At 50.2% G+C, this 21,819-nt stretch carries 18 protein-coding genes; 8 read left to right on the top strand and 10 right to left on the bottom strand.

Annotation, left to right across the window (positions count from 1 at the left end; translation table 11 throughout):
- Positions 1-69 precede the first annotated feature (69 nt).
- Positions 70-2,478, bottom strand: coding sequence for a CRISPR-associated helicase/endonuclease Cas3 (locus HMPREF9069_RS02915; protein WP_021625637.1), 2,409 nt, complete (start codon positions 2,476-2,478; stop codon positions 70-72).
- Between the two features lie 366 nt (positions 2,479-2,844).
- Here HMPREF9069_RS02915 and HMPREF9069_RS02920 point away from each other — a divergent pair, with 366 nt between their 5' ends.
- Positions 2,845-3,198, top strand: a complete 354-nt coding sequence (locus HMPREF9069_RS02920) for an MmcQ/YjbR family DNA-binding protein (RefSeq protein WP_021625638.1) — start codon at positions 2,845-2,847, stop codon at positions 3,196-3,198.
- Positions 3,199-3,574: 376 nt separating this feature from the next.
- Here the strand turns inward: HMPREF9069_RS02920 and ybaK are convergent, their stop codons facing one another.
- The 7 genes from ybaK to HMPREF9069_RS02960 all read right to left on the bottom strand — a co-directional run bounded on the left by ybaK (position 3,575) and on the right by HMPREF9069_RS02960 (position 12,804).
- Positions 3,575-4,072 carry a Cys-tRNA(Pro) deacylase gene (gene ybaK, locus HMPREF9069_RS02925; protein ID WP_021625640.1) on the bottom strand — a complete coding sequence of 166 codons (498 nt, stop codon included), beginning with the start codon at positions 4,070-4,072 and terminating at the stop codon, positions 3,575-3,577.
- A 58-nt stretch (positions 4,073-4,130) separates the two neighbouring features.
- Entirely contained in the window at positions 4,131-7,040 is a 2,910-nt protein-coding gene (uvrA, locus tag HMPREF9069_RS02930; protein ID WP_021625641.1) for an excinuclease ABC subunit UvrA, read from the bottom strand.
- A 111-nt stretch (positions 7,041-7,151) separates the two neighbouring features.
- Positions 7,152-7,910 (bottom strand): serine O-acetyltransferase EpsC, encoded by a 759-nt coding sequence (gene epsC / locus HMPREF9069_RS02935; RefSeq protein WP_021625642.1) that lies wholly within the window; start codon positions 7,908-7,910, stop codon positions 7,152-7,154.
- A gap of 2 nt (positions 7,911-7,912) precedes the next feature.
- Positions 7,913-8,827 (bottom strand): cysteine synthase A, encoded by a 915-nt coding sequence (gene cysK, locus HMPREF9069_RS02940; protein WP_156894147.1) that lies wholly within the window; start codon positions 8,825-8,827, stop codon positions 7,913-7,915.
- Positions 8,828-9,186: 359 nt separating this feature from the next.
- Positions 9,187-10,359 (bottom strand): 3-phosphoglycerate dehydrogenase family protein, encoded by a 1,173-nt coding sequence (locus HMPREF9069_RS02945; RefSeq protein WP_021625644.1) that lies wholly within the window; start codon positions 10,357-10,359, stop codon positions 9,187-9,189.
- A gap of 75 nt (positions 10,360-10,434) precedes the next feature.
- Positions 10,435-11,517: a 3-phosphoserine/phosphohydroxythreonine transaminase gene (gene serC, locus HMPREF9069_RS02950; protein ID WP_035438295.1), complete on the bottom strand. Its 1,083-nt coding sequence runs from the start codon at positions 11,515-11,517 to the stop codon at positions 10,435-10,437.
- A 576-nt stretch (positions 11,518-12,093) separates the two neighbouring features.
- A complete protein-coding gene (locus tag HMPREF9069_RS02960; RefSeq protein WP_035438296.1) occupies positions 12,094-12,804 on the bottom strand; it encodes a hypothetical protein in 711 nt (236 codons plus the stop codon).
- 360 nt (positions 12,805-13,164) lie between these two features.
- On the opposite strand from HMPREF9069_RS02960, the gene sufC reads away from it, so the two are divergent.
- From sufC to HMPREF9069_RS02990, 6 genes are read left to right on the top strand one after another with little or no spacing between them, the layout of a single operon-like run.
- The gene (sufC, locus tag HMPREF9069_RS02965) at positions 13,165-13,950 is read left to right on the top strand and encodes a Fe-S cluster assembly ATPase SufC (protein WP_021625648.1); all 786 of its coding nucleotides are present in this window, start codon (positions 13,165-13,167) and stop codon (positions 13,948-13,950) included.
- Position 13,951: 1 nt separating this feature from the next.
- The gene (sufB, locus tag HMPREF9069_RS02970) at positions 13,952-15,361 is read left to right on the top strand and encodes a Fe-S cluster assembly protein SufB (protein ID WP_035438306.1); all 1,410 of its coding nucleotides are present in this window, start codon (positions 13,952-13,954) and stop codon (positions 15,359-15,361) included.
- Positions 15,361-16,446, top strand: a complete 1,086-nt coding sequence (locus HMPREF9069_RS02975) for a SufB/SufD family protein (protein ID WP_021625650.1) — start codon at positions 15,361-15,363, stop codon at positions 16,444-16,446. Before sufB ends, HMPREF9069_RS02975 begins: the two co-directional genes overlap by 1 nt.
- Positions 16,447-17,712, top strand: a complete 1,266-nt coding sequence (locus HMPREF9069_RS02980; protein ID WP_021625651.1) for an aminotransferase class V-fold PLP-dependent enzyme — start codon at positions 16,447-16,449, stop codon at positions 17,710-17,712. It begins immediately after the preceding gene.
- Positions 17,699-18,136, top strand: a complete 438-nt coding sequence (gene sufU / locus HMPREF9069_RS02985) for a Fe-S cluster assembly sulfur transfer protein SufU (protein WP_021625652.1) — start codon at positions 17,699-17,701, stop codon at positions 18,134-18,136. The genes HMPREF9069_RS02980 and sufU overlap by 14 nt, the downstream gene beginning before the upstream one ends.
- Before the next feature lie 2 nt (positions 18,137-18,138).
- Positions 18,139-18,600 (top strand): RrF2 family transcriptional regulator, encoded by a 462-nt coding sequence (locus HMPREF9069_RS02990; protein WP_021625653.1) that lies wholly within the window; start codon positions 18,139-18,141, stop codon positions 18,598-18,600.
- Positions 18,601-18,948: 348 nt separating this feature from the next.
- Here the strand turns inward: HMPREF9069_RS02990 and fba are convergent, their stop codons facing one another.
- Positions 18,949-19,821, bottom strand: a complete 873-nt coding sequence (gene fba, locus HMPREF9069_RS02995) for a class II fructose-1,6-bisphosphate aldolase (RefSeq protein WP_021625654.1) — start codon at positions 19,819-19,821, stop codon at positions 18,949-18,951.
- A gap of 324 nt (positions 19,822-20,145) precedes the next feature.
- Between fba and HMPREF9069_RS03000 the strand changes: the two genes are divergently transcribed.
- Complete coding sequence (locus tag HMPREF9069_RS03000) at positions 20,146-21,096, top strand: hypothetical protein (RefSeq protein ID WP_021625655.1); 951 nt, start codon at positions 20,146-20,148, stop codon at positions 21,094-21,096.
- On the opposite strand, the gene yfbR is transcribed toward HMPREF9069_RS03000, so the two are convergent.
- Positions 21,093-21,692 carry a 5'-deoxynucleotidase gene (gene yfbR, locus HMPREF9069_RS03005; RefSeq protein ID WP_035438299.1) on the bottom strand — a complete coding sequence of 200 codons (600 nt, stop codon included), beginning with the start codon at positions 21,690-21,692 and terminating at the stop codon, positions 21,093-21,095. The two genes, HMPREF9069_RS03000 and yfbR, sit on opposite strands and share 4 nt — an antisense overlap.
- Positions 21,693-21,819: the final 127 nt, after the last annotated feature.

Genomic DNA, 21,819 nt, shown 5'->3' on the forward strand with positions numbered 1-21,819 from the left:
GCTTGACAAGCCATAGCTGGTCTCCTTTCTTTGATTGGATTTGTCCCAATCGTAAACATACGAGACATCTCATAGTGCCATCACATTGAGCACCTCCTCGCCTGGCGGGAGAAGGCCCGTCTCTTCGCTGTAAACCGTACGGCAGTCGTCCTCCATGCTCAACACGTTCACGAGACCCAAATGCTCGACGAGCCCTTCTCGCTCCAGTTCACGCATGAGCCGGGGATAGATGCTTACGCTATAGGGCTGCAGCTTATGTATGAGTGATGCTTCGTCATGAGTAGATAAATAAAGGCGATTGAGAAGTTTTCTGCCCTTCTCTCCCCAAGGTACAAAGATGGGTGTACCTTCATCTTCAATTATCATATAGGCACTCGAATATTTCTCGAAATCGTAGGATATATAGCGCTTAAAGAGGCATGTATCTGACGATTGAAGATGTTTGCTGCTGGACATCTCTTTATAAAGATTTTTTGCATCAAGTTCTGTTGATTGATAGCAGCACCCGAAGTAGCGGCTGACCAAGCTTTCGTCAATATCCAAACCATCCTCGTTGAGTAGTTCAGATGCAATTGAGCGTGTCTTCCCCAGAAACGAGCGTTCATCCGGCCGCGCGAAGACTCCGTCTCTCTCGGTGAACTCGAAGACGAAGACGTCTCCCGGGGCCTTCTCGCCCATCTTATCGGTGCGCTTCCCATTGCGGTTACAGCGTCCTGCCGCCTGCACGATAGAATCCAGTCCGGCCATCTCGCGCCAGACGACGGGGAAATCGAAGTCCACGCCCGCCTCTATGAGTTGAGTGGATACGACCACACAGCGCTCGCCCGCATCAAGCCTCTCTCGTATCTTCACGATCATCTTTGACCTGTGCACCGGAATCATGTGTGCGCTCAGATGGAATAAGCCCTCCTCATACGGCTCCTTAGCATCATCAAGCAGAGCGCTCTCTTTCGCGCGAGCCACTATGTCACGATAGAGGGCAAGCGCCTCCGCTTTCTTGCCGACAACGCACAGCACTTGATGTGAGCTTGCAAGCTTGTCTACCAAATCATCTTCTGGAATCTCGCCCACTAGCTGATAGCGAATCCGTCCATCAAACGCTTTTGAGAACAGCTCCTTGTGTGCGCCACACAGCTCACGGGGGCAAGAGCCGAACGGCCACTCGTTTTGCACAGCTGGCTGTGTTGCCGTGCAAAGCACAACACTCACACCAAAATCGAGAGTCAACTCTTCGAGTGCCGCAAGCGTCGGGCGCATGAGCTCAATCGATATGGTCTGCGCCTCGTCGAGCACAATGACGCTGTTCGCGATGTTGTGCAACTTGCGACATTTGCCTGGCTTGTTAGAGAACAGCGACTCCAGCAGCTGGACGTTCGTGGTGACCACGATGGGTGCATCCCAATTCTGCACGGCAAGCCGCTCGTACTCGCGCCCTTCCTTCGCCGCCTCCTCAAAGTCGTAATTCGAGTGGTGCTCAAGAACGTTCTCAGCGCCAAGAATGTCTCTGAAGATGGCAACGCTCTGTTCAACGATGGACGTGAAGGGAATGGCGTATATGACGCGCTCAAGACCGTTCTCAGCTGCATGACGCAGGGCAAACTCCATAGATGAAAGCGTCTTGCCACCGCCAGTGGGCACTGTAAGAGTGAAGAGACCGGACTTGGAGGCCGCTCCTTCCCTGCAATCAGCAAGAACGGCAGCACGTGCTTCGTTGACTGGCGTGTCTTCAACCTCGCTTGCCAACCCATCAAGATGGTTCTCAAGCCTATCGAGCAACACGGGAATGGAATCATAGCCGTGTTCCCGCTGCTCCGCCACTTCGGGACTCATGAAGCGCTCTGTGTCAATCCAGTCGGCATCGACAAGACACGAGAACAGCATACGTGTCAACGCCTGCCCAGAAAAGGACAGACGCTGCTGGACAATATTTCGTGCCTCTTCGTCTTGTACTGACTCAGAACATGACCGCATGATGCAGGAATGCATCATCGGCTCAAGGTCTAACCTCGCTGGAGGCACGACATCAGGGAACTCGCCTATCATGACATGGTACGGACTGTAGTTATCAACGGCTTTACCTGGAGCAGGCGGCATGCCAAGTTGTTTTACCCTATCCTCCACATCGATAGAGGTCTTCATGCCTCCATGGTGGCCCAGAATCGCATAGGCCAAAAGCTCGCCCATGTAGGCCTGACTGCCGTATGGATCATCCTTGTCAGCGCGTCCACCGTAAAGCTCAAGCGCACGCGCCGCACCGAATGCCGCATGGTCGACGCTCACAGGCCTGTTGCGGAGCCGCTCCTTCTGGAATCTATCGCATGACTTGCCAGCATCGTGTAAAAGGCCAAGCACACGTCCCCACTGTTCATAACCAAATGCCTTAGCAAACTCACCACACAACTCAGCAACATTTTCTAAATGCTCATGCAATGGCTGCCATTGTGTTTGGTCGTCATCTTTTGAGTGTGCATACAGCATCGCTTATTTCAGCTCCTTTGTGACAGCAATCGTCTGGCTTAAAACACCTGAGCTTCCTATTTCTAAACTTTAACAACTTATGCGGACATTAAAAACTTATCCTTTTCACAATCGATATCCAGAAAGTATCTTTATTCCAAGTGCTTATCCGTTCGTATAAACATTTGGAATAGTACTATTTAGAACGTAATTAAGATTAGATTATCTGAACATATGTACCTAGATGGGTTATTTTTCGGACAGCTCGAACAGTTTTGTATATGCAGCAGCTTTATTTCTTCCTTATGACAAGAAATTTTCTCTACAAATCAGTAGAGCTATGCCACAATAACCCCAAACGCATCCCCATCCCACCAAAGGACCCCTATGAATCGCAGCGAACTGCTCGCATATGTCAAAAACGAATACGGCATCGAGCCAGAATACCCTTGGATGTCGATGCCTGATAATGCAATTTTGCGCAATACGCACAATCGCAAATGGTTTGCAGCTCTGCTTCACGTTAAACGTAGTCAGTTGGGACTTGCAGGAGATGAACCAGTAGACATCGTCAATCTCAAAGTAGATCCTGCTGACGGAGCAGCACTTACACTCGGCGACGGAATATTTCCTGGCTACCATATGAACCATCGTCACTGGATCTCGGTTCTGCTTGACAGTAACGTGCCAGACGGACTGATTGAGAGCCTTATCGCGGATTCTCGCGCACTGACGGCGTAAGCAATTCTCAGCAAAAAGTGACGAGCTAAGCTATGCAAAGCCCTATCCAAAACTACATTAAGCAGCGACCTGATAAGAAAAAGCCCTATGTGCAGGGGCTTTATCGAATCTTTCGTGAGACGCTTCCCGCAGCTGAAGAAAAGATTTTTTCTAGTCAGCGCCCAAAAAATTTTACGTTGGCACGCACGTACAAAATAAGACTTTCCTTAACTAGACCCTATTAAACATGAGAGGATAGCTACCCCTCTTCGCTCTGAGGGCCGATGTGCGCCATTGCCCTGGCCCTCAGAGCGAAGAGGGGTCAGAAAAGCTAGTTACCACGGCCATATGTTAAGGATAGGAACCGCCTCGCTCCATGCATTTGCGTCATGTTTTCCTATACACGGGTAATATCAGCATAGCTTGCTCCAAGGAAGCCGAGCAACGCATCTGGCTCTACCATCAAAGACAAGCCACGCCGCCCGCCCGACACTGAAATGCGCTCAAACAACTGGGCCGTCTCATCAATCAAGGTTGGCAGTTGTCGTTTCATACCAATGGGAGAGCAACCCCCGCGCACATACCCTGTCAAACCTTCCAGCTCGCGCCAAGGAAAAAGCGACAGAGACTTCTCCCCTGCCGCAGCTGCAGCTTTTTTAAGATCGACTTCCTGCGCTACAGGAATGCAACACACAACATGGTTTCCCGATGGCGCCACGCAAACCAAAGTCTTGAACGCCGAATCAGGATCCTCACCAGCTTCACGTGCCATGCGCACGCCCAAACCACGCGAGATATCCTCCTCACCTTCAAGTTCGAGCACCTCATAACTAATGCCAGCACGATCCAGTTCGCGCATCGCATTTGTCTTTTGTACCTTGTCTTTTTTTGCCATGTAGCTCCCCTAGCCAAGCAAAACCGTAGCGTTTCATATAAAAACACCACCGCAACACTTAGCTCTTTTTTGCTTTCATACGAGCACGGTCGCGCTCAAGGATAGGTGCCAAATACTTACCGGTATAGCTCTCGGGCACCCGTACTACCTGCTCGGGCGTGCCATAAGCAACAATCGCGCCACCACCCGCTCCGCCTTCTGGCCCAAGGTCGATAATACGATCTGCCATCTTGATCACATCGAGATTATGCTCAATGACGAGCACCGTATTACCTGCATCTACCAGACGCTCCAACACATCAACTAACTGACGCACATCCTCAAAGTGCAAACCCGTTGTCGGCTCGTCGAGGATGTAAAAAGTGCGACCCGTCTGCTGGCGATGCAGCTCTTTTGCCAGCTTTACACGCTGAGCCTCGCCGCCAGATAACGTTGTTGCAGGCTGACCCAGATGTACATAACCCAAGCCCACATCGTAGAGCGTCTTAAGCTTATTTTTAATCTTTGGAATGGCCGAGAAAAACGCTAAGGCCTCAGTCACTGTCATGTCCAACACGTCCGAGATCGACTTGCCATGATAGAGAACTTGCAGAGTCTCTCGGTTATAACGCTTGCCATGACAAACTTCGCAAGGCACATAGACATCGGGCAAGAAGTTCATCTCGATCTTGATTTGACCGTCACCCTTGCAGGCCTCGCAGCGGCCACCCGATACGTTAAATGAAAAACGTCCTGGGTTGTAACCACGCGCACGGCTCTCGGGAGTCGAAGCAAAAAGTGCACGTAGATCGTCCCAAAGTCCAATATAGGTTGCAGGGTTTGAACGAGGCGTACGACCAATGGGTGACTGGTCAATATCAATAACTTTGTCGATTTCTTCTACACCTTCGAGTTTGCGATAAGGACCTACAGGTCGTTTGCTACGCTGAATCGCATTGGTGAGCGCGGGCGCCAAAGTATCTGTAACCAGCGAAGATTTGCCCGAACCTGACACCCCCGTCACCACCGTAAGCGTGCCGAACTCGACTTTGGCATTAACGCCACGGAGGTTATTGGCAGTCGCGCCCGTGATTTTAAGTGCACCACGACCAGGATTACGACGACCCTCAGGCAGTGCCACCATACGCTTGCCAGTAAGATAGGCTCCCGTCAATGAATCAGGGTTGACAGCAATTTCAGCTGGTGTACCTGCGGCAACAACTCCACCACCATTTTCACCAGCACCAGGACCCATATCGATAACATAGTCTGCCGCACGGATTGTGTCCTCGTCGTGCTCAACCACAATAACCGTATTACCTTGGTCACGCAGGTTACCTAAGGTTGCAATCAGACGGTCGTTGTCACGCTGGTGCAGACCAATTGATGGCTCGTCGAGAATATAGAGTACGCCCATGAGACCAGCACCAATTTGGGTTGCCAGACGAATACGCTGGGCTTCGCCGCCAGATAACGTCGCCGCTGCACGAGAAAGCGTCAGATAATCCAAACCCACATTCACCAAGAATTGCAGACGTGCAAGGATTTCTTTCACGATAGGAGCCCCAATGAGCTGCTGACGCTCAGTCAAATGCAGACCACGGAAATACGTTAGAGCATCTTTACAAGAAAGCTCGCAGAGTTCCCAAATATTGCGCTCGGGTACACCCTCGCCCTTTGCATTAATACCGCCAATAGTCACCGCAAGATACTCGGGTTTGAGTCGCGCGCCATGACAAGTGGGGCAAGGTACCTCGCGAATATAACGATCCAATTGTGCACGCATGCTATCTGAGCTCGTCTCTTGATACTTGTCAAAGAGAATCGAGCGCACACCAGAAAACTGAATTGTCCAATTGGTATCACGACCATCACGAGTATGGTAGTCCACGCGAATCTTGGCTGATCCCGTACCATCAAGCAGAGCAGTACGCACTTTTTTTGGTAGGTCTTGCCAAGGAGTTTCAGGATCAACATCAAAATGACGACATACAGCAGCCAAAATCTGTGGATAGTAGTTGGAATGACCAAAGATGCTGCCAAAAGCCCCACTTGCTACAGACAAGCTGGGGTCTTCAATCAACGCTTCGGCATCAACCATACGCTTGGTACCCAACCCATCACAGTCGGGGCAGGCGCCATAAGGTGCATTGAAAGAAAAATCACGCGGCTGCAAATCACCAATAGAATGACCATGTATTGGGCAAGCAAGGTCAAGAGAGTATTCCAGCAAATCACCCTCGCTACCCTCGGGTGCATCGCGCTCGGGCAGCAGGTAAAACGCTACCCTACCTTCCGCAAGACGTGTTGCTTGCTCAACAGCTTCGGCGATACGCCCAAGTGAATTTTCCTTGATAACTACGCGGTCTACCACAACTTCAATACTGTGTTTGAACTTCTTGTCCAGACGAATTTCTTCTCCGCCAAGCTCACGAATTTCACCATCAACACGCACGCGCGAAAAACCTTCTTTGGCAAGATCTTCAAAAAGCTTGGTGTACTCACCTTTGCGACCCACAATCACGGGTGCCAGCACATAGGCGCGACGACCCATACCTGCCTCGAGAACCTTGTCCGATACCTGATCGGTAGTCTGACGCTCGATGACACGACCGCACTCAGGACAGTGAGGCACACCTACACGTGCATAGAGAAGTCGCAGATAATCATAGATTTCTGTAACAGTGCCTACGGTGGAGCGAGGATTGCGCGAGGTTGTTTTTTGATCGATAGAAACCGCTGGCGACAGGCCATCAATAGAGTCGAGATCTGGCTTGTCCATCTGTCCCAAAAATTGGCGCGCATAGCTGGAAAGACTCTCGACATAGCGGCGCTGACCCTCAGCATATATAGTGTCAAATGCCAAGCTCGACTTGCCTGATCCCGACAAACCTGTAATGACTACAAGCTTGTCGCGAGGGATGGTGACGTTGATATCGCGCAGATTGTGCTCACGCGCTCCGCGAATAACAATGCTTTCCGAAGCCATACGGCGCCTCACTTATCTACATGTCCCCATGACATCACCCAAGATGCCCAAGGATAAATCGTGATGAATTCTTTTTAAATTCTAGCAACTAAGCAGGACAGCATAGATTCCCTATTGTGCCACCCTGTCTGTTTGGGGGCAGTTGCAATCGGCAGCTGCGATAGTTTGTTGTGATGTGCTCTGTTTTTCCACACCAAACTCGCGACTCACCGCGTCAAGGCGAGCTTGAAGTTCGGGGCTGGTACGCAGCAAAACACCCCAATTAGCATCGTCTGCCGGACACGTCCGACGGTCGCCAATAATATGTGCTGCAATACCCACAACGGTAGAATTTTCAGGCACAGGTTTAACCACAACACAACCAGCTCCAACGTTGGAACGATCACCAATCGTAATATCGCCCAACACAATGGCGCCTGCACCGATGAGCACGCCTGCACCCACTGTGGGATGGCGTTTGCCTGTTGCGGCAAAACTCTTACCTGTCATGCCCAATGTCGCGCCCTGGTAGATAAGACAATCATCTCCCACAATGGCAGTTTCGCCGATCACCACACCCACACCGTGATCCACAGCAAAGCGACGTCCAATACGGGCAGCAGGATGGATATCCGAGCCGTAACGACGACGAGTGCGACGATGTGACAGGCGTGCCAAAAACGTATGACCATGCTGCCACAACCAATGCTGCCAACGATATGCCCAAACAATACGCAAGCCCGCCGAAAACATAATCACACGGGAAAGCGAAGTTGCCGAAGGATCACGTGCAAACACTGCATCAAGATCTTCGCGCATCAGCTGACGCAGGGGTACACCTTCGGCCGTTGGCGCGCTTGCATTGATGGGGGTTGGGGTGATTGGTGCCATGCTTAGAACTCCATTGAGAGGTAACGTTCACCAGTATCGGGCAAAATTGCAACGATAGTTGCTCCAGCATAGTTTTCGCGAGAGGCAAGCTCCAAAGCCGCAGCAACCGAGGCGCCTGAGGAAATACCCACAAGCAGACCGAATTTCTCTGCAAGGAGTTTTTTAAGCTCAATGGCGCGCGCAGACGTTACAGGAAGCACCTCATCAATAAGATCTGCATCATAGTTTTTGGGAACAAAGTTGGCGCCTATACCTTGAATTTTGTGAGGACTAGCAGGTTTACCAGCAAGCACTTGAGATTCTGCAGGTTCGGCAGCAATTGCTCGAACGTCGGCGTTTTGCTCTTTGAGATAGCGAGCAGTGCCTGAAATCGTGCCACCCGTGCCAACACCTGCCACAATTGCTGTAACGCTTCCATTGGTATCACGCCAAATTTCGGGACCTGTGGTCTCGTAATGGGCCTGTGGATTGGCGGGATTGGAAAACTGACCTGCAATAATGGAGGCAGGGATTGCTGCATGTAACTCCTCGGCCTTGTTGACTGCACCCGCCATACCTTCGGCACCAGGCGTAAGGACAATCTCTGCGCCATAACTCGCAGCAAGACGACGACGCTCAATACTCATAGTATCGGGCATCGTCAGGATAAGGTGATAGCCTCGAGCAGCAGCAAGCATTGCAAGACCGACGCCAGTATTACCCGAGGTGGGCTCAATGATGGTGCCGCCAGGAGCGAGACTGCCATTTTTTTCGGCTGCGTTGAGCATGAAAAGCGCAACTCGATCTTTGATAGATCCACCAGGATTTTTGGCCTCATATTTACCAAGAATGCGAGCAGAGCTGTTAGATGCTAAGGCCGACAAATCAATAAGAGGCGTAGAGCCAATAAGGTCTTCTACACGATTTGCAATCTCCATGATGTACTCCTCTTCCAAGCAGATGAGCAGGTCAAACCTCCCCTGATTTGGCAATGCCCATCCCGACGCACGTAGACAAAACAACAGTGATGTTCACCCACGAGCGACGTATTTTTCTACCGAGTCACTATACCCTTAATTCCTACTTATAACGTATGAATATCCCTTTATGTAACAAAAGACGCGCACACAAAAGACGCGCGGCCCAAACATGAGTCGCGCGTTATTTTTTTTGCTGCTTTGTGCGTCGCAATCATACACAGTTCTGCTCTACTGATGCCTCGTTTTGCTCGTGGACTAACCAGCCAGAATCCCTATATGTGGCAGGCAGGTTGGAACTGATGCCATCTGCTCGCAGACTAACCCTCAATACGGCGCACGCGAAGAACTCCGGCAATATCTCCTAGACGCTCTGCTGTATCATGCGGCATTGTCTCATCAATATCCAGCAGCGTCACCGCATACGCACCACGGCTCTTGTTGGCAAGATTTTCGATGTTGAGTCCTGCTTTGCCAAAAAAGCCTGTAATTTGAGACAGCATATTAGGCTCGTTGCGATGCAACACGCATACGCGAGATGCAGTTTCGCAAACACCTAAATCAATAGCTGGGAAATTGACAGAATTGGTGATATTGCCGTTATCGAGATAGTTCTGAAGCTGCTGTGCCGCCATGAGTGCACAGTTATCTTCTGCTTCCTCGGTAGAGGCACCGAGGTGTGGCAAGACAATTGCTCCAGGTAGGTTTGCTGTCAGAGGATTTGCAAAGTCGGTCACATATTTGTGCAACTTTCCAGCCTGTAAGCTTGCTGCAACTGCTTCTTCATCAACCACGATATCGCGGGCAAAGTTGAGCAATGTTGCACCTGGCTTCATGCAAGCGATTATATCAGCCGAAATCATCTTGCTCGTCTTGTCGCCTGCAGGTACATGTACAGTCAAGAAGTCGCTTTGAGCAGCAAGTTCACCCAGATCAGAGGTATTGCCCACCTGTGGGCTCAAATGCCAAGCACTGCTCAGTGACATGTAAGGATCGTAACTAATGACCTTCATGCCAAGATCGATTGCGGCGTTTGCCACACGCCAACCAATGGCACCCAAACCCACGACACCAAGGGTTTTACCTGCGATTTCGTGACCAGCAAAGGCTTTTTTTGCCTTTTCGGCAGACTTGGCAATCGCAGGATCACGAGCATTTTCCCGCACCCATGCAGCACCGCCAAGTAGGTCGCGCGACGCGAGCAGCATGCCCGCAAGCACAAGTTCCTTGACAGAATTTGCATTGGCACCAGGAGTATTAAAGACGACAATGCCTGCTTCCGAGCAACACTCCAACGGGATGTTATTAACACCAGCGCCTGCTCGAGCAATAGCGCGTAGGCTGGGCGGAAACTCCATGTCGTGCATTTTTGCGGAACGCACCATTACGCCCGCTGCATCATCTAGCTGATCGGTAAGGCTATAACCAGTGCGGAAGTTATCAGTACCAACAGCAGAAATTGCATTGAGACAATAAACCTTGCGGTCTTTCATACAAATCTCCCCTATTTTTGTTGCAGCAAGTTTTGTTGCGACAAGTCGCGCTCTGAATCCTTATTTGTAAACGTCTTATTTATGTGCAAGCTCAAAGTCGCCCATAAATTTGACTAAGGTTTCAACGCCTTGCTTGGGCATCGCGTTATAGATACTGGCGCGCATACCACCGACACTGCGATGACCTTTGAGATTGACAAGACCCGCGGCGGTTGCCTGCTTTACAAATTCTACATCAAGCGCCTTGTCACCCGTTATGAAAGGCACATTCATAAGAGAGCGATCCTCCACACGGACAGTACCCTTAAACAACGACGACGCATCAAGGAAGTCATAAAGAAGCTGGGCTTTTTCAATATTGCGCTGCTTCATTGCTGCAAGTCCGCCCTGCTTTTTGAGCCACTTAAAGACGAGACCGCAGACATAAATATCCCAACAATTAGGCGTGTTATAGAGAGAACCCTTGTCTGCCTGGGTCTTCCACTTCATTACGGTCGGGGTACCAGGCAATACATCATCGCGGATAAGATCTTCGCGAATGATATTGATAGTCATACCTGCAGGGCCAATATTTTTTTGGACGCCGCCATAAACGACACCATAACGAGAGATATCCATTGGCTCCGAGAGGAAACAGCTTGATACATCAGAAACTAATATCTTGCCGCGAGTGCAAGGCAACTGGTGAAATTTTGTGCCATAGATGGTGTTGTTTTCACAGATATAAACAAAATCAGCATTCTCATCAATTGCGAGCTTTGAACAGTCAGGAATGTAGCTGAATGTTGCATTTTCGCTACTTGCTACTACGTTTGCCTGACCATATAGCTTACCTTCTGCATAGGCCTTTTTGGCCCACTGACCTGTGATGATGTAATCAGCCACGCGGTTTTTCATAAGGTTCATGCACACAGCCGCAAACTGATGATGCGCTGAACCACTGAGAAACAGAATTTTGTAATTATCGGGAACAGCAAGAAGCTCACGGAGATCAGCTTCGGCTTCGTCGAGAATCTCCTGAAAAACAGTGGAACGGTGACTCATTTCCATAACGGACATACCACAGCCACGATAATCCAGCAGGTCAGACTGGCAAGACGAGAGAACTTCTTCCGGTAGCACGGCTGGCCCTGCGCTGAAATTGTATACGCGACTCATACGTCCTCTATTCTCTCTATCGTTGCAGTTTGCGGTCATACGACCGCTCTGGAAACTATCGCACAGCTTTTTGGACAGACGCGGATTTGTTACGAGCTGACATGGAAGCGTTACGTTCTCATAATCTTTATGTCATGCATCGCCTGCTTGCCAAACGCCACATTCTGTTCCAACTGGCACAGCTCTGCTTGCCAAACGCCACATATTCTTTCAAGCAATGCGGCTCTACTTTCCAAAAGCCACGTTCTATTTCAGAAAAAATGTCAAAAGCCACGTTCTGTTTCAAAGGACCTGACGTTTGCGCAGGTAGATTTTTTTCGCGTGAAGAGATACGTGGCTTTTGGCTAAGGGCGTGAAGAGATGTGTGGCTTTTGGCTAAAAAAGTGAAGTAGAACGTGGCTTTTGGCACTTGGCATGAAACGGAGTGACCAGGACTGTGACTTTTGACACCTAGCATACTCAGGATATGGAGGATGAGGAATTGTGGACCCTTCGATAGCACGCGAGGAATTGTGAACCTAATTTACGGTTAGGCGGCTAGGTGTCAGACATCACCAGCAAGCACCCTGCGATTCGCTAGTGGCGCGTCTTCAAATCGCCGGGGACAAAAGACATCACAAGCTGCTGAGCTTGCTCCTCGCTTAAACTCGCATATTTTTTTGCTGGGAAGGTTGCGCGCAGGCCTTGGATACTGCCTGAGCCCACATAAGAAATATAGACTGCAACGATTGCTTTGCCGTCCTTATCTTTTTCAGCCTGAACTACCAGACAGTATGAGACACTGTCGCCTTCATCTACTAAAACATCAGGCTCCATTGAACTATCCGCTGACTTGGTATAAGCATCAGCCACTGCCTGAGCCCCGAGATTAGCAGTATTTTCCTTTGCCTGCGCAACAAGATCCATTTCCCAGTTTTTGCTGTTAAAATGCACCGAAGTCTCGGCCTCATCCAACTTTTTGAGGTCTTTGCAAAACGATGGATCGAATGTAAAGCCGTATTTTTTGTTGGCATATGCTTCGGTAGATACCGTCTTTGTTGTTGCATTCGAACCTTCAGCAGAACCCTCCTTGGACTCTTGGATATCAGTAATATCAGTAGTAGCTGCATCTTTCTTGATAGCTGAACCTTCTGCAGCTTGAGAGCCTATTTTGCCTGTTTCTGCTGGAATATTTTTTGCTGTACCGCCACTGCATGCCATCAAAGAACCTGCTAGCACGGCCGTCAATGCAGCCGCTGCCAGCTGCTTACCTGCAGCCATCAATTCAAATCGATTATTAGTAAGCATGGCAGCCCTCCTTTTGTTCATTTAAAACTCTAGCGTGAATAACCCGTTAGTAGGACAGCAATTTTGTATTGTAAGACTTTAATAAAGCCAAATTTTCTCTTTCAGTTTAAATACCCCTCAGTTAGTATGATTTAGGAGAAAAAGGGGAAACCTCTCTGGGTGAGAGCTTTTTTGCAGAGGAAGTTCACCTGAGCGCGCACGCCACCATAGCGACGCCTCAGCGCGGAGAGTTTCCACAAAGAAATTGCTCTAGCAGGAGCTTTTCTCAGAGAGGGGGCAGCAGCACGATATCGCAATCACCGCGCCCATCTAGCGTGAGTTGCTACATCTTGCTGCAGCTATACGAACGGAGAGACGTTTATGTCCGACACTACTCATGGCGCACTCCTCAGTGTGCGTAATATTTCCGCTGGCACTGAGGACAAGCAAATCCTCCATCATGCCAACTTGGAAGTTACATCAGGCGAAACCCATGTCCTGATGGGACCCAATGGCGCAGGAAAATCTACGTTGGGCCACGTCATCATGGGCGATCCCACTTACAAAATCACCGACGGTCAAATTATTTTTGATGGTATTGATATCACCGAGCAAGCTGTCAACAAACGTAGTCTCGCTGGCATCTTCCTCTCCTATCAGGCACCCGTCGAGGTGCCTGGCGTGCCTTTGTACTCGTTTTTGCGCACCATCACACAGATGCGCCCCGAGCTCAAGATGAACGCTCGCAAGTTCCGCCAGCGCGTCGGTGAGATTTGCGACCAACTGAGCATGGACCAAAGTTTTCTCACTCGTGAACTCAATGTAGGCTTCTCGGGTGGCGAGAAGAAAAAAATCGAGATGCTACAGCTTCTGCTACTCCGTCCCAAACTGGCAATTCTTGACGAAACCGACTCGGGCCTCGACGTAGATGCACTCTCCGTCGTGTCTCGTGGTATTGAAGCCTATCGCGAAGATTGCGACGGCGCACTGTTGATGATCACGCATAACACCCGCATCCTCGAGCGCCTTGATGTCAACCACACCCATGTCATGGTCAAGGGTCGACTTGTTGCCGATGGCCCTGCTTCCTTGATTGATGATATCGACCGTAACGGCTTTGAGCGCTTCGAAAACGCTGTTGCTACGGCTGCCGAGGACGGTGAGTAGCTTGGCAGAAAGGACACAGGTCCAAGACGTTGACCGCTCACTGTATGACTTCACCAAATCAGAAGAGGGCTACGAGCGGTACGCCGATGGATTGACCCCCGAAATCGTACGTTCTATCTCGGCAAAGAAAGATGAGCCCGAGTGGATGCTGCAAATGCGTCTTGACGCACTAGAAACCTACCAAAATCTCGCGATGCCCGCCAATTGGGGTCCAGATACCAGCGGGCTCGACATGAGTCATATCTCAACCTACGTCTCGCCCAAAACCAAGCAGGCCAGCAACTGGGAAGAAGTGCCTGAGGACATCAAAGATACCTTTGAACGTCTAGGCATTCCGCAAGCAGAGCGCGAAAGTCTCGCTGGTGTAGGCGCCCAGTATGACTCCGAAATCGTGTATCACAACATGAAAGAAGAGATGGCAAAGCAAGGTGTTGTTTATACCACCATCGAAGATGCGCTGCACAGCGAATATGAGCCGCTGGTCAAGCAGTACTTTGGCAAGTTGATTCCGCCTCGTGATCACAAGTTTGCAGCACTGCACTACGCCGTATGGTCAGGCGGCTCTTTTGTGTATGTGCCACGCGGCATCACGGTAGATTATCCGCTGCAGAGCTACTTTCGCCTCAATGCGCAGGGTGCTGGACAGTTCGAGCATACGCTGATTATCTGCGAAGATGATACCAACTTGCACTTTATCGAGGGCTGCTCGGCGCCAAAATACTACGCCGCAAACCTCCATGCAGGCGCAGTTGAAATCTTTGTCGGCAATCGCTCACACATGCGTTATTCGACCATCGAAAACTGGTCGAAAAACATGTTCAACCTCAATACTAAGCGCGTCACGGTGGGTACAGATTCACAAATGGAATGGATTTCAGGTAGCTTTGGCAGTCATGTGTCCTACCTCTACCCTACCTCGATTATGAAGGGTGACCGCTCCAGCGTTGAGTTCACAGGTATCACCTTTGCTGGCCAAAACCAAGATCTCGATACTGGCTGCAAGGTTATCCTGCAGGGCGCCGATACCACCGCATCTGTCGAAACCAAGTCGATTTCAAAGGACGGCGGCATCAACACTTTCCGCAGCTCTGTTGTCATTGGTCGCAAAGCCGAACGCGCTCGTGCGTCTGTAAGCTGCTCGTCACTGATGCTTGACGATATCAGTCGCTCAGACACCATCCCCGCAATGGATGTACGTTGCGGTTCTGCACAAGTGGGTCACGAAGCCACCATTGGCCGTATTTCTGATGACACTATTTTGTATCTGATGAGCCGTGGATGTAGCGAAGAAGAAGCTCGCACAATGGTTGTCAATGGTTTTGCTAACCCTGTGTCCAAGGAGCTCCCGCTTGAGTATGCGGTCGAGATGAACAACCTGATTAAACTCGAGATGGAGGGGGCAATCGGCTAATGGATATGCAAACTCTCCCGCACGTCAACTCACCTGTTGCTGAAACTTGGAACTATCTGCGCATTAACGACGTGCAATTCGAAGTGCCCACACCTGACGCGACGGGCAAAGTATACGAAGCAGTACCACGCATCTTTGACAGTATCGAGACGGGTTCAGGCATCGAGGCAGCCGCCTGGATTGCAGCTGCTGCAGGCGATGGTCACTATATTGAAGTGCCGCGCAATACCACACGCACCGAGCCCATCGTTATTAAAGTTTCTGCAGGATATGTTGCCAATACCGCTGTGATGCTACGCGCTGGATCGCACGCAACGGTAGCTATAGTAGCTGCTGGTACCAATAGCACGCCAAATAACAGCAATACCGATAAATCGACTCCGACATCAGCAGCACTCACCCGCATTTATGTTGAGCGCGGCGCCAAACTACAACTGACTGAGCTTGTTGCAGTTGAAGGCCAGCACATCGAAACTGTCGGCATTTTTGCCGATGAAAATGCACAGATTGCGGTACGCCAATACGCTTTGGGTGGCAAGAAGGTCGCGTTTGGTTTTGGATGCAATCTTGCTGGTCAATCCAGCCGCTTGGATCTGACAATGCGCTACCACGTGAGCGGCGAAGATCTGCTTGACGTAAATCAGCTATGTCGTATGCGCGGTCGCCATAGTCGCTCCGAGATGCACGCAACGGGTGTCCTTGCCGACGCTGGCAAAAAAACTTTGCGTCAGACCATCGATTTGATTCACGGTGCAAAAGATGCCAAAGGCAACGAATCCGAAACTGTACTGGTAACCGGCGACGATATTGTCAACAAAACGCTGCCAACGGTACTTTGTGATGAGGATGATGTTCAGGGCAATCATGGTGCCACCATCGGTTCGGTAAGCCCCGAGCAACTGGATTACCTTGCTGCCCGCGGTCTTTCTCGCGAGGAAGCAGAGGCACTCTTTGTACGCGCAATCTTTGATGATGCAATCATTAATGCGTCCACCGAGGATTTACGTGCTACCGCCGTCACTCGAGCGGAAGCCATTTTAGGCGCTGAAGTTGCACACGAGCTTGACGAGAGCAGGGAGGCTTAAATGTTAAATTCTGACGAGCTAGCTCTCATTGAGCAAAACCCCTATAAGGCGGATTTCCCTCTGCTTGCCAACAATCCCGAGCTGGTCTTTTTGGATAGCGCTGCAACTGCACAGCGTCCTGCTTGTGTGCTTGATGCACAGCGTAAGTTCTATGAGACGATGAATGCAAACCCCTTGCGTGGTCTGTATCGTCTGTCGGTTGACGCGACGCGGTCTATCGCAGAGGCGCGGGCGCATGTCGCGCGTTTTATTGGTGCTGTGGACAAACAAGGCACGCCACAGGGTAACGAGATTGTCTTTACGCGCAATGCCTCTGAAAGTCTAAATCTTGTTGCACATTCGCTGGGACACCTGTTACTACGACCAGGTGACGAGGTAGTTATCTCTATCATGGAGCACCACTCCAATCTGATTCCTTGGCAACAGATTTGTCGCGAGACTGGTGCAAAGTTGGTATTTTTGCGGCTTGATGATGATTTCCGTATCACACCTGCCGAGATTAAGGCCAAGATTGGCCCACGAACAAAGATTGTCTCGGTGACGCAGGTTTCCAATGTACTTGGCATCGAAAACGATATTCCCGCGATTGCCGCCCGAGCACATGCTATGGGTGCAAAGATGGTCGTCGACGGCGCACAGTCCGTGCCGCATATAGCTGTTGACGTGCGTGAACTTGGCTGTGATCTGCTTGCTTTCTCAGCTCACAAGATGTGTGGTCCTATGGGTATTGGTGTCCTTTGGGGCAAAGCAGAGCTACTCGATGTAATGCCGCCCTTCTTGACTGGTGGCGAGATGATTGACTCCGTTAGCGAAACTAATGCCGTATGGGCTCCTGTGCCTCAAAAATTTGAGGCGGGCACACAAGACGCTGCGGGCAGTTATGCGCTGGATGCAGCATTGAGCTACTTGGAAGAAAAGGACTGGAATACTCTTGAGACTCGCGAACGTCTACTGGTACGCTACCTCACCGATCAACTAGCAGCGCTCGACTTTATCGATATCATCGGCCCTACCGATGGCAGGCGTCATCTGGGCTCTGTTGCTTTTAACGTAGGAGACGTTCACCCACACGACGTCGCTTCTATTCTTGATATGCAAAACATTTGTATTCGTGCAGGTCATCACTGTGCTCAGCCACTCTTGACCGAGCTGGGTGTGTCAAGCACCAGTCGCGCAAGTATTGCTTTTTATAACGATAAGACCGATATCGACCGCCTAGTTGAGGGTCTAAAACAGGTTTGGCAGGTATTCCATGGAAACCGTTAATCTTTACAATGCTGCATTCATGGATCATGTTGCCCATCCCGACTACAAATATCAGATGGACGATCCTACGCACACCCATGAAGGTATTAACCCTAGCTGTGGCGACGACCTTATATTTTCCGTCAAAATTGGTGACGATGGGGTAATTGAAGAAGCGGCATATCAGGGTAGCGGCTGCGCAATCAGCCAGGCATCAGCTGATATGATGGCTGACCTTATAACAGACAAAACACCTCAGCAGGCAATTGAGCTGTGTCGCTTGTTTATGGACATGGTGCGTGGCACTGAAACCGATCCTGACAAACTTGCTCTGCTAGAAGATGCAGCGAGCCTGAAGGACATTTCGCACATGCCTGCACGTGTGAAATGTGCAGAGCTGGCGTGGCGCACGCTTGAAGAAATGTTGGAAGATAGGGGGAACTAACTATGGCTGCAAATATGTTCTCCACCAAGGGTCGCTATGCCTTACGAGCAATGAGCGATCTCGCAACGCATGAAGGATGGATTTCGCTGGGCGATGTGTCTGAGCGACAAAATATCTCACGTAAGTATCTTGAGCAAGTCATTGCGTTTATGCACAAAGCAGGTTACGTCGATAGCCAGCGCGGTAAGGGTGGCGGCTATCGTTTGACACGCAAGCCCGAGGAGTACACCATCGGCGAAATTTTGCGTGCTGCTGAAGGTTCTCTGGCGCCAGTGGCCTGTTTACAGTGCACCAACGACGAGATTTGCCCACAGGTTTTTGATTGCCCTACGGTAAAGGTGTGGGCAGGTCTCGGCCAGGTAACCGCTGAGTATCTGGACAGCAAAACTTTGGCGGACATTTTACCTTCCGACGGATCCGAAACTCATTCTGCCGACACTCAGCTCGACCACCCCGACTGCTAGGCTGAGACCCTCAACTGCGCGACCTGCCTCTTGTGAGAAGCTTCCTCGCTTCCGCTTTTGCAAAAAGGAGCAGGCAAATTTTCGATAGATGGTTCATTTCGATAGATGGTTCATCCTCCGGACTTGCGAAAAAAATGACCTGCGATTTTACGCTCGCTTACTTCGAAACTTGAACCATTTGTGGTTTGTGTTTGCGATTTGCATCCCACCTGCACTTCAAATAGCGAAACTTGCATGGTTAAAAGGGACCAACCCGAAAGTTGATCCCTTTTGACGATCACATTTACATGCAGCAATACACCATCGGCGCACAAGCAGTGCGCTCGTCTTGGCGTACGCAGCAAAAACTTATGCCCAGCCCTTACCTGCAGAACCGAACTCGTCAATGAGTTCCTTGGTGCGGGTAGCAATAGCCTCGCGACCAGGCTTGAGGAGCTTACGAGGATCGAATGCCTTGTCATCAAAGCCGGGGTGCTCAGCGCAGTACTTAGCAGTAGCGTTAGCAAAGACAACCTGAAGGTCAGTGTTGACATTAATCTTGGAAACGCCGTTGGCAATTGCCTTCTGAATCTGGTCAACAGGAATACCCGTACCACCATGGAGAACGAGAGGCAGATCGCCAACAACAGCCTTGATCTCGGCGAGACGATCAAAGCTCAGGCCAGCCCAATTATCAGGGTACAGACCATGGATGTTGCCGATACCACAAGCAAGGAAGTCAACGCCCAGATCAGCAATCTGCTTGCACTGCTCGGGATCAGCAAGCTCACCCTGAGCGGTAACGCCATCCTCGGTACCACCAATGCCGCCAACCTCGGCCTCAACAGAGATACCCTTGGAATGAGCGATCTTCACAATCTCAGCGGTACGATCGAGGTTGGTCTGGAAGTCAGCCTCATGAGAGCCGTCATACATAACGGAGGTAAAGCCAGCTTCGATGCAATCAAAGCAAGCCTCATACGAACCATGGTCAAGATGCAGAGCAACAGGAACAGTAATCTTCCTATCCTCAACGATCTGATGCACAATCTCGGAAACAACCTTGAAGCTAACCTGCCACTTCATGGCGCCGCTGGTGCACTGAATAATCAGCGGAGATTGCTTCTCCTCAGCCGCCGTGATGATGGCGTCTGCCCACTCGAGGTTGTTAGTGTTGAATGCGCCGATGCCATAGTGACCCTTCTCAGCGTTCTGGAGCATCTGTGTTGCGTTGACAAGCATGTGTGCCTCCTAATGTCGCAACTACTGAACACGTCCTACAGAACATATTACCAGCTAATCCGTCTTCAAACGCCCGCATTTGTCAGCTAGGCGCTACTTTTTTAGAAAATCTTATGAGAGAGGTTAAAAAAGGAGTTGAAGAGAGACTAAAGAGGGGTTGGAATTTTATTGGAATGCTGAGCTGGGAGGAGTTTTGACGAAAACATGCAAGGGCGATTAGCTTTTCGTGTAATTCTGCCAAGAATTTTAGCTTGGCTGGTATGACTTAGGCCAATTCGGGAAAATGAGCAAGAAGACCAACCTTGAGGAGGCACTTCAATAGCTATGGCTTACAAGCAAAACGATATCAACGCCGCAGCTGCCAACTCTGGCGAAAAGAAAAGTTTGTTTGGCGAGGTTTCCTTTGCGACAGTATTTGCAAGTGCGATGGCAGCAGGTACGGCACTCATACTCTCAACCAAAATTGGCGTTGCAGGCTCTCTTATCGGCACCATAATTGCAGCAGCCGCCTCGTCTTTTGCAAGCCAGATTTACCAGCAAATCATTCAACGTTCGGCAGCTAAACTGCAGAATGTTTCTCTACCTGCAGCTTTTTCGTCTTATGAGAAAAACACGGACTCCCCTACCAGCGATGCGACTAACGCTATATCAGAACCCGCGATAGATCAGACTGTGGTGCAACAGCGCCCACTCACGCTTTCGGACAAAACAGGTCCGCATTCCCATGCAGCAACAGGAACTCCTATAGCCCCAAATTCTATCCGCCAAGCCGCAGCCGTACGCACAAACAAGCTGGCATGGCGTCGTCTAGGCGTAGCCATCGCCGCAGCACTGCTAGCACTTGCAATAACAGCGGGAATAATTTCACTTGTCACAGCTGGTCAGGGTCTTGGATCCAAAACCGTGTTGATACCATCGACCTACACCGAGCCAGACTCACGCGAACAGGACAAATCGGCAGATACCCAGCAAAAAGCTGACGAAAGCGCAGACACTGCCGATACGACAGACAACAAGACTGCAGACTCAACAGACTCCAGCAAGACTGACGACTCCACAAAAGCAGACGAAAGCACTAACCCAAACGGCAACAATAGCGAAAATAGCAACAGTGGTAGTTCCGATACTGCAAATAGCGGCGCTAGCAAGACCAACCCAAGCGAAGACAAGCAGAGCCAAGACAAGTCCGACTCCAGCACTTCTTCTACAGAAACAGATACTAGTAAGAGCGGTACCAGCGGTAACCAAACAAATACCACTAGCAGCTCAAACTAAAGAAGCTCGTCTAAGGTGCGACCATAGCTAGGCAAAAACTCTTCCATAAAGTCGCGCACTTCGGGTAACTCTATTGCCATCTCTTCAAGCTTCTGACGTGTGGAAGCCGCAGCAGTCGCAAACTCACCCGAACCACCACGCTCTTCTTCCTCACATTTGATGAGAGCAGAAAGTTTGTCAGCCGCCTTGACAAGGCGCAGCATCAGCTCGTCGTCCGCACCAAAACGAAATGCTCGTTCAAACTCCTCGCGCAAATCTTCAGGCAGCGTATCTAACAATTCGTCTTCTGCCTCAGTCTCTACCTGGTGATATGCATCGCGCAACTGACCGTTACGATACTTTACCGGTGTTGGCATATCACCGGTAATAATTTCGGACGCATCATGATACATGCCCACCAACGCCGCTCGCTCGGGATTGAGCTTACGGCCATAACGTACGTTACCAATCACGCAAAGCGCATGAGCAATCATCGCAACTTCCAGCGAATGCTCGGACAGATTTTCCGTACGCGAGCAACGCATCAAGACCCAACGGTCAATATACTTTAGTCGAGAAAGCAGGGCAAAGAAATGCGACTCCTTCTTGTCTGGCATAACTCTCCTAACACTAAAATCACCTACATAACTCGCTTTGTTCTCCAATCCAAGCTCTAACTCATCATTTACATGCACAAATGCTAAGTCTTGGCTATTCGTGTACTATCTTACCAAGTCGTGTAGA

The organism is Atopobium sp. oral taxon 810 str. F0209, from assembly GCF_000466405.1.
In the GTDB taxonomy this organism is placed as follows: domain Bacteria; phylum Actinomycetota; class Coriobacteriia; order Coriobacteriales; family Atopobiaceae; genus Olegusella.

Coding starts and splice junctions, on each gene's coding strand:
- epsC (WP_021625642.1), bottom strand. CDS start 7,910: ATGGCACCAATCACCCCAACCCCCATCAATGCAAGCGCGCCAACGGCC.
- HMPREF9069_RS02945 (WP_021625644.1), bottom strand. CDS start 10,359: ATGAAAGACCGCAAGGTTTATTGTCTCAATGCAATTTCTGCTGTTGGT.
- ybaK (WP_021625640.1), bottom strand. CDS start 4,072: ATGGCAAAAAAAGACAAGGTACAAAAGACAAATGCGATGCGCGAACTG.
- HMPREF9069_RS03000 (WP_021625655.1), top strand. CDS start 20,146: ATGGCTTACAAGCAAAACGATATCAACGCCGCAGCTGCCAACTCTGGC.
- cysK (WP_156894147.1), bottom strand. CDS start 8,827: ATGGAGATTGCAAATCGTGTAGAAGACCTTATTGGCTCTACGCCTCTT.
- HMPREF9069_RS02960 (WP_035438296.1), bottom strand. CDS start 12,804: ATGCTTACTAATAATCGATTTGAATTGATGGCTGCAGGTAAGCAGCTG.
- sufC (WP_021625648.1), top strand. CDS start 13,165: ATGTCCGACACTACTCATGGCGCACTCCTCAGTGTGCGTAATATTTCC.
- serC (WP_035438295.1), bottom strand. CDS start 11,517: ATGAGTCGCGTATACAATTTCAGCGCAGGGCCAGCCGTGCTACCGGAA.
- yfbR (WP_035438299.1), bottom strand. CDS start 21,692: ATGCCAGACAAGAAGGAGTCGCATTTCTTTGCCCTGCTTTCTCGACTA.
- HMPREF9069_RS02980 (WP_021625651.1), top strand. CDS start 16,447: ATGTTAAATTCTGACGAGCTAGCTCTCATTGAGCAAAACCCCTATAAG.
- HMPREF9069_RS02920 (WP_021625638.1), top strand. CDS start 2,845: ATGAATCGCAGCGAACTGCTCGCATATGTCAAAAACGAATACGGCATC.
- HMPREF9069_RS02915 (WP_021625637.1), bottom strand. CDS start 2,478: ATGCTGTATGCACACTCAAAAGATGACGACCAAACACAATGGCAGCCA.
- sufU (WP_021625652.1), top strand. CDS start 17,699: ATGGAAACCGTTAATCTTTACAATGCTGCATTCATGGATCATGTTGCC.
- HMPREF9069_RS02975 (WP_021625650.1), top strand. CDS start 15,361: ATGGATATGCAAACTCTCCCGCACGTCAACTCACCTGTTGCTGAAACT.
- HMPREF9069_RS02990 (WP_021625653.1), top strand. CDS start 18,139: ATGGCTGCAAATATGTTCTCCACCAAGGGTCGCTATGCCTTACGAGCA.
- fba (WP_021625654.1), bottom strand. CDS start 19,821: ATGCTTGTCAACGCAACACAGATGCTCCAGAACGCTGAGAAGGGTCAC.
- uvrA (WP_021625641.1), bottom strand. CDS start 7,040: ATGGCTTCGGAAAGCATTGTTATTCGCGGAGCGCGTGAGCACAATCTG.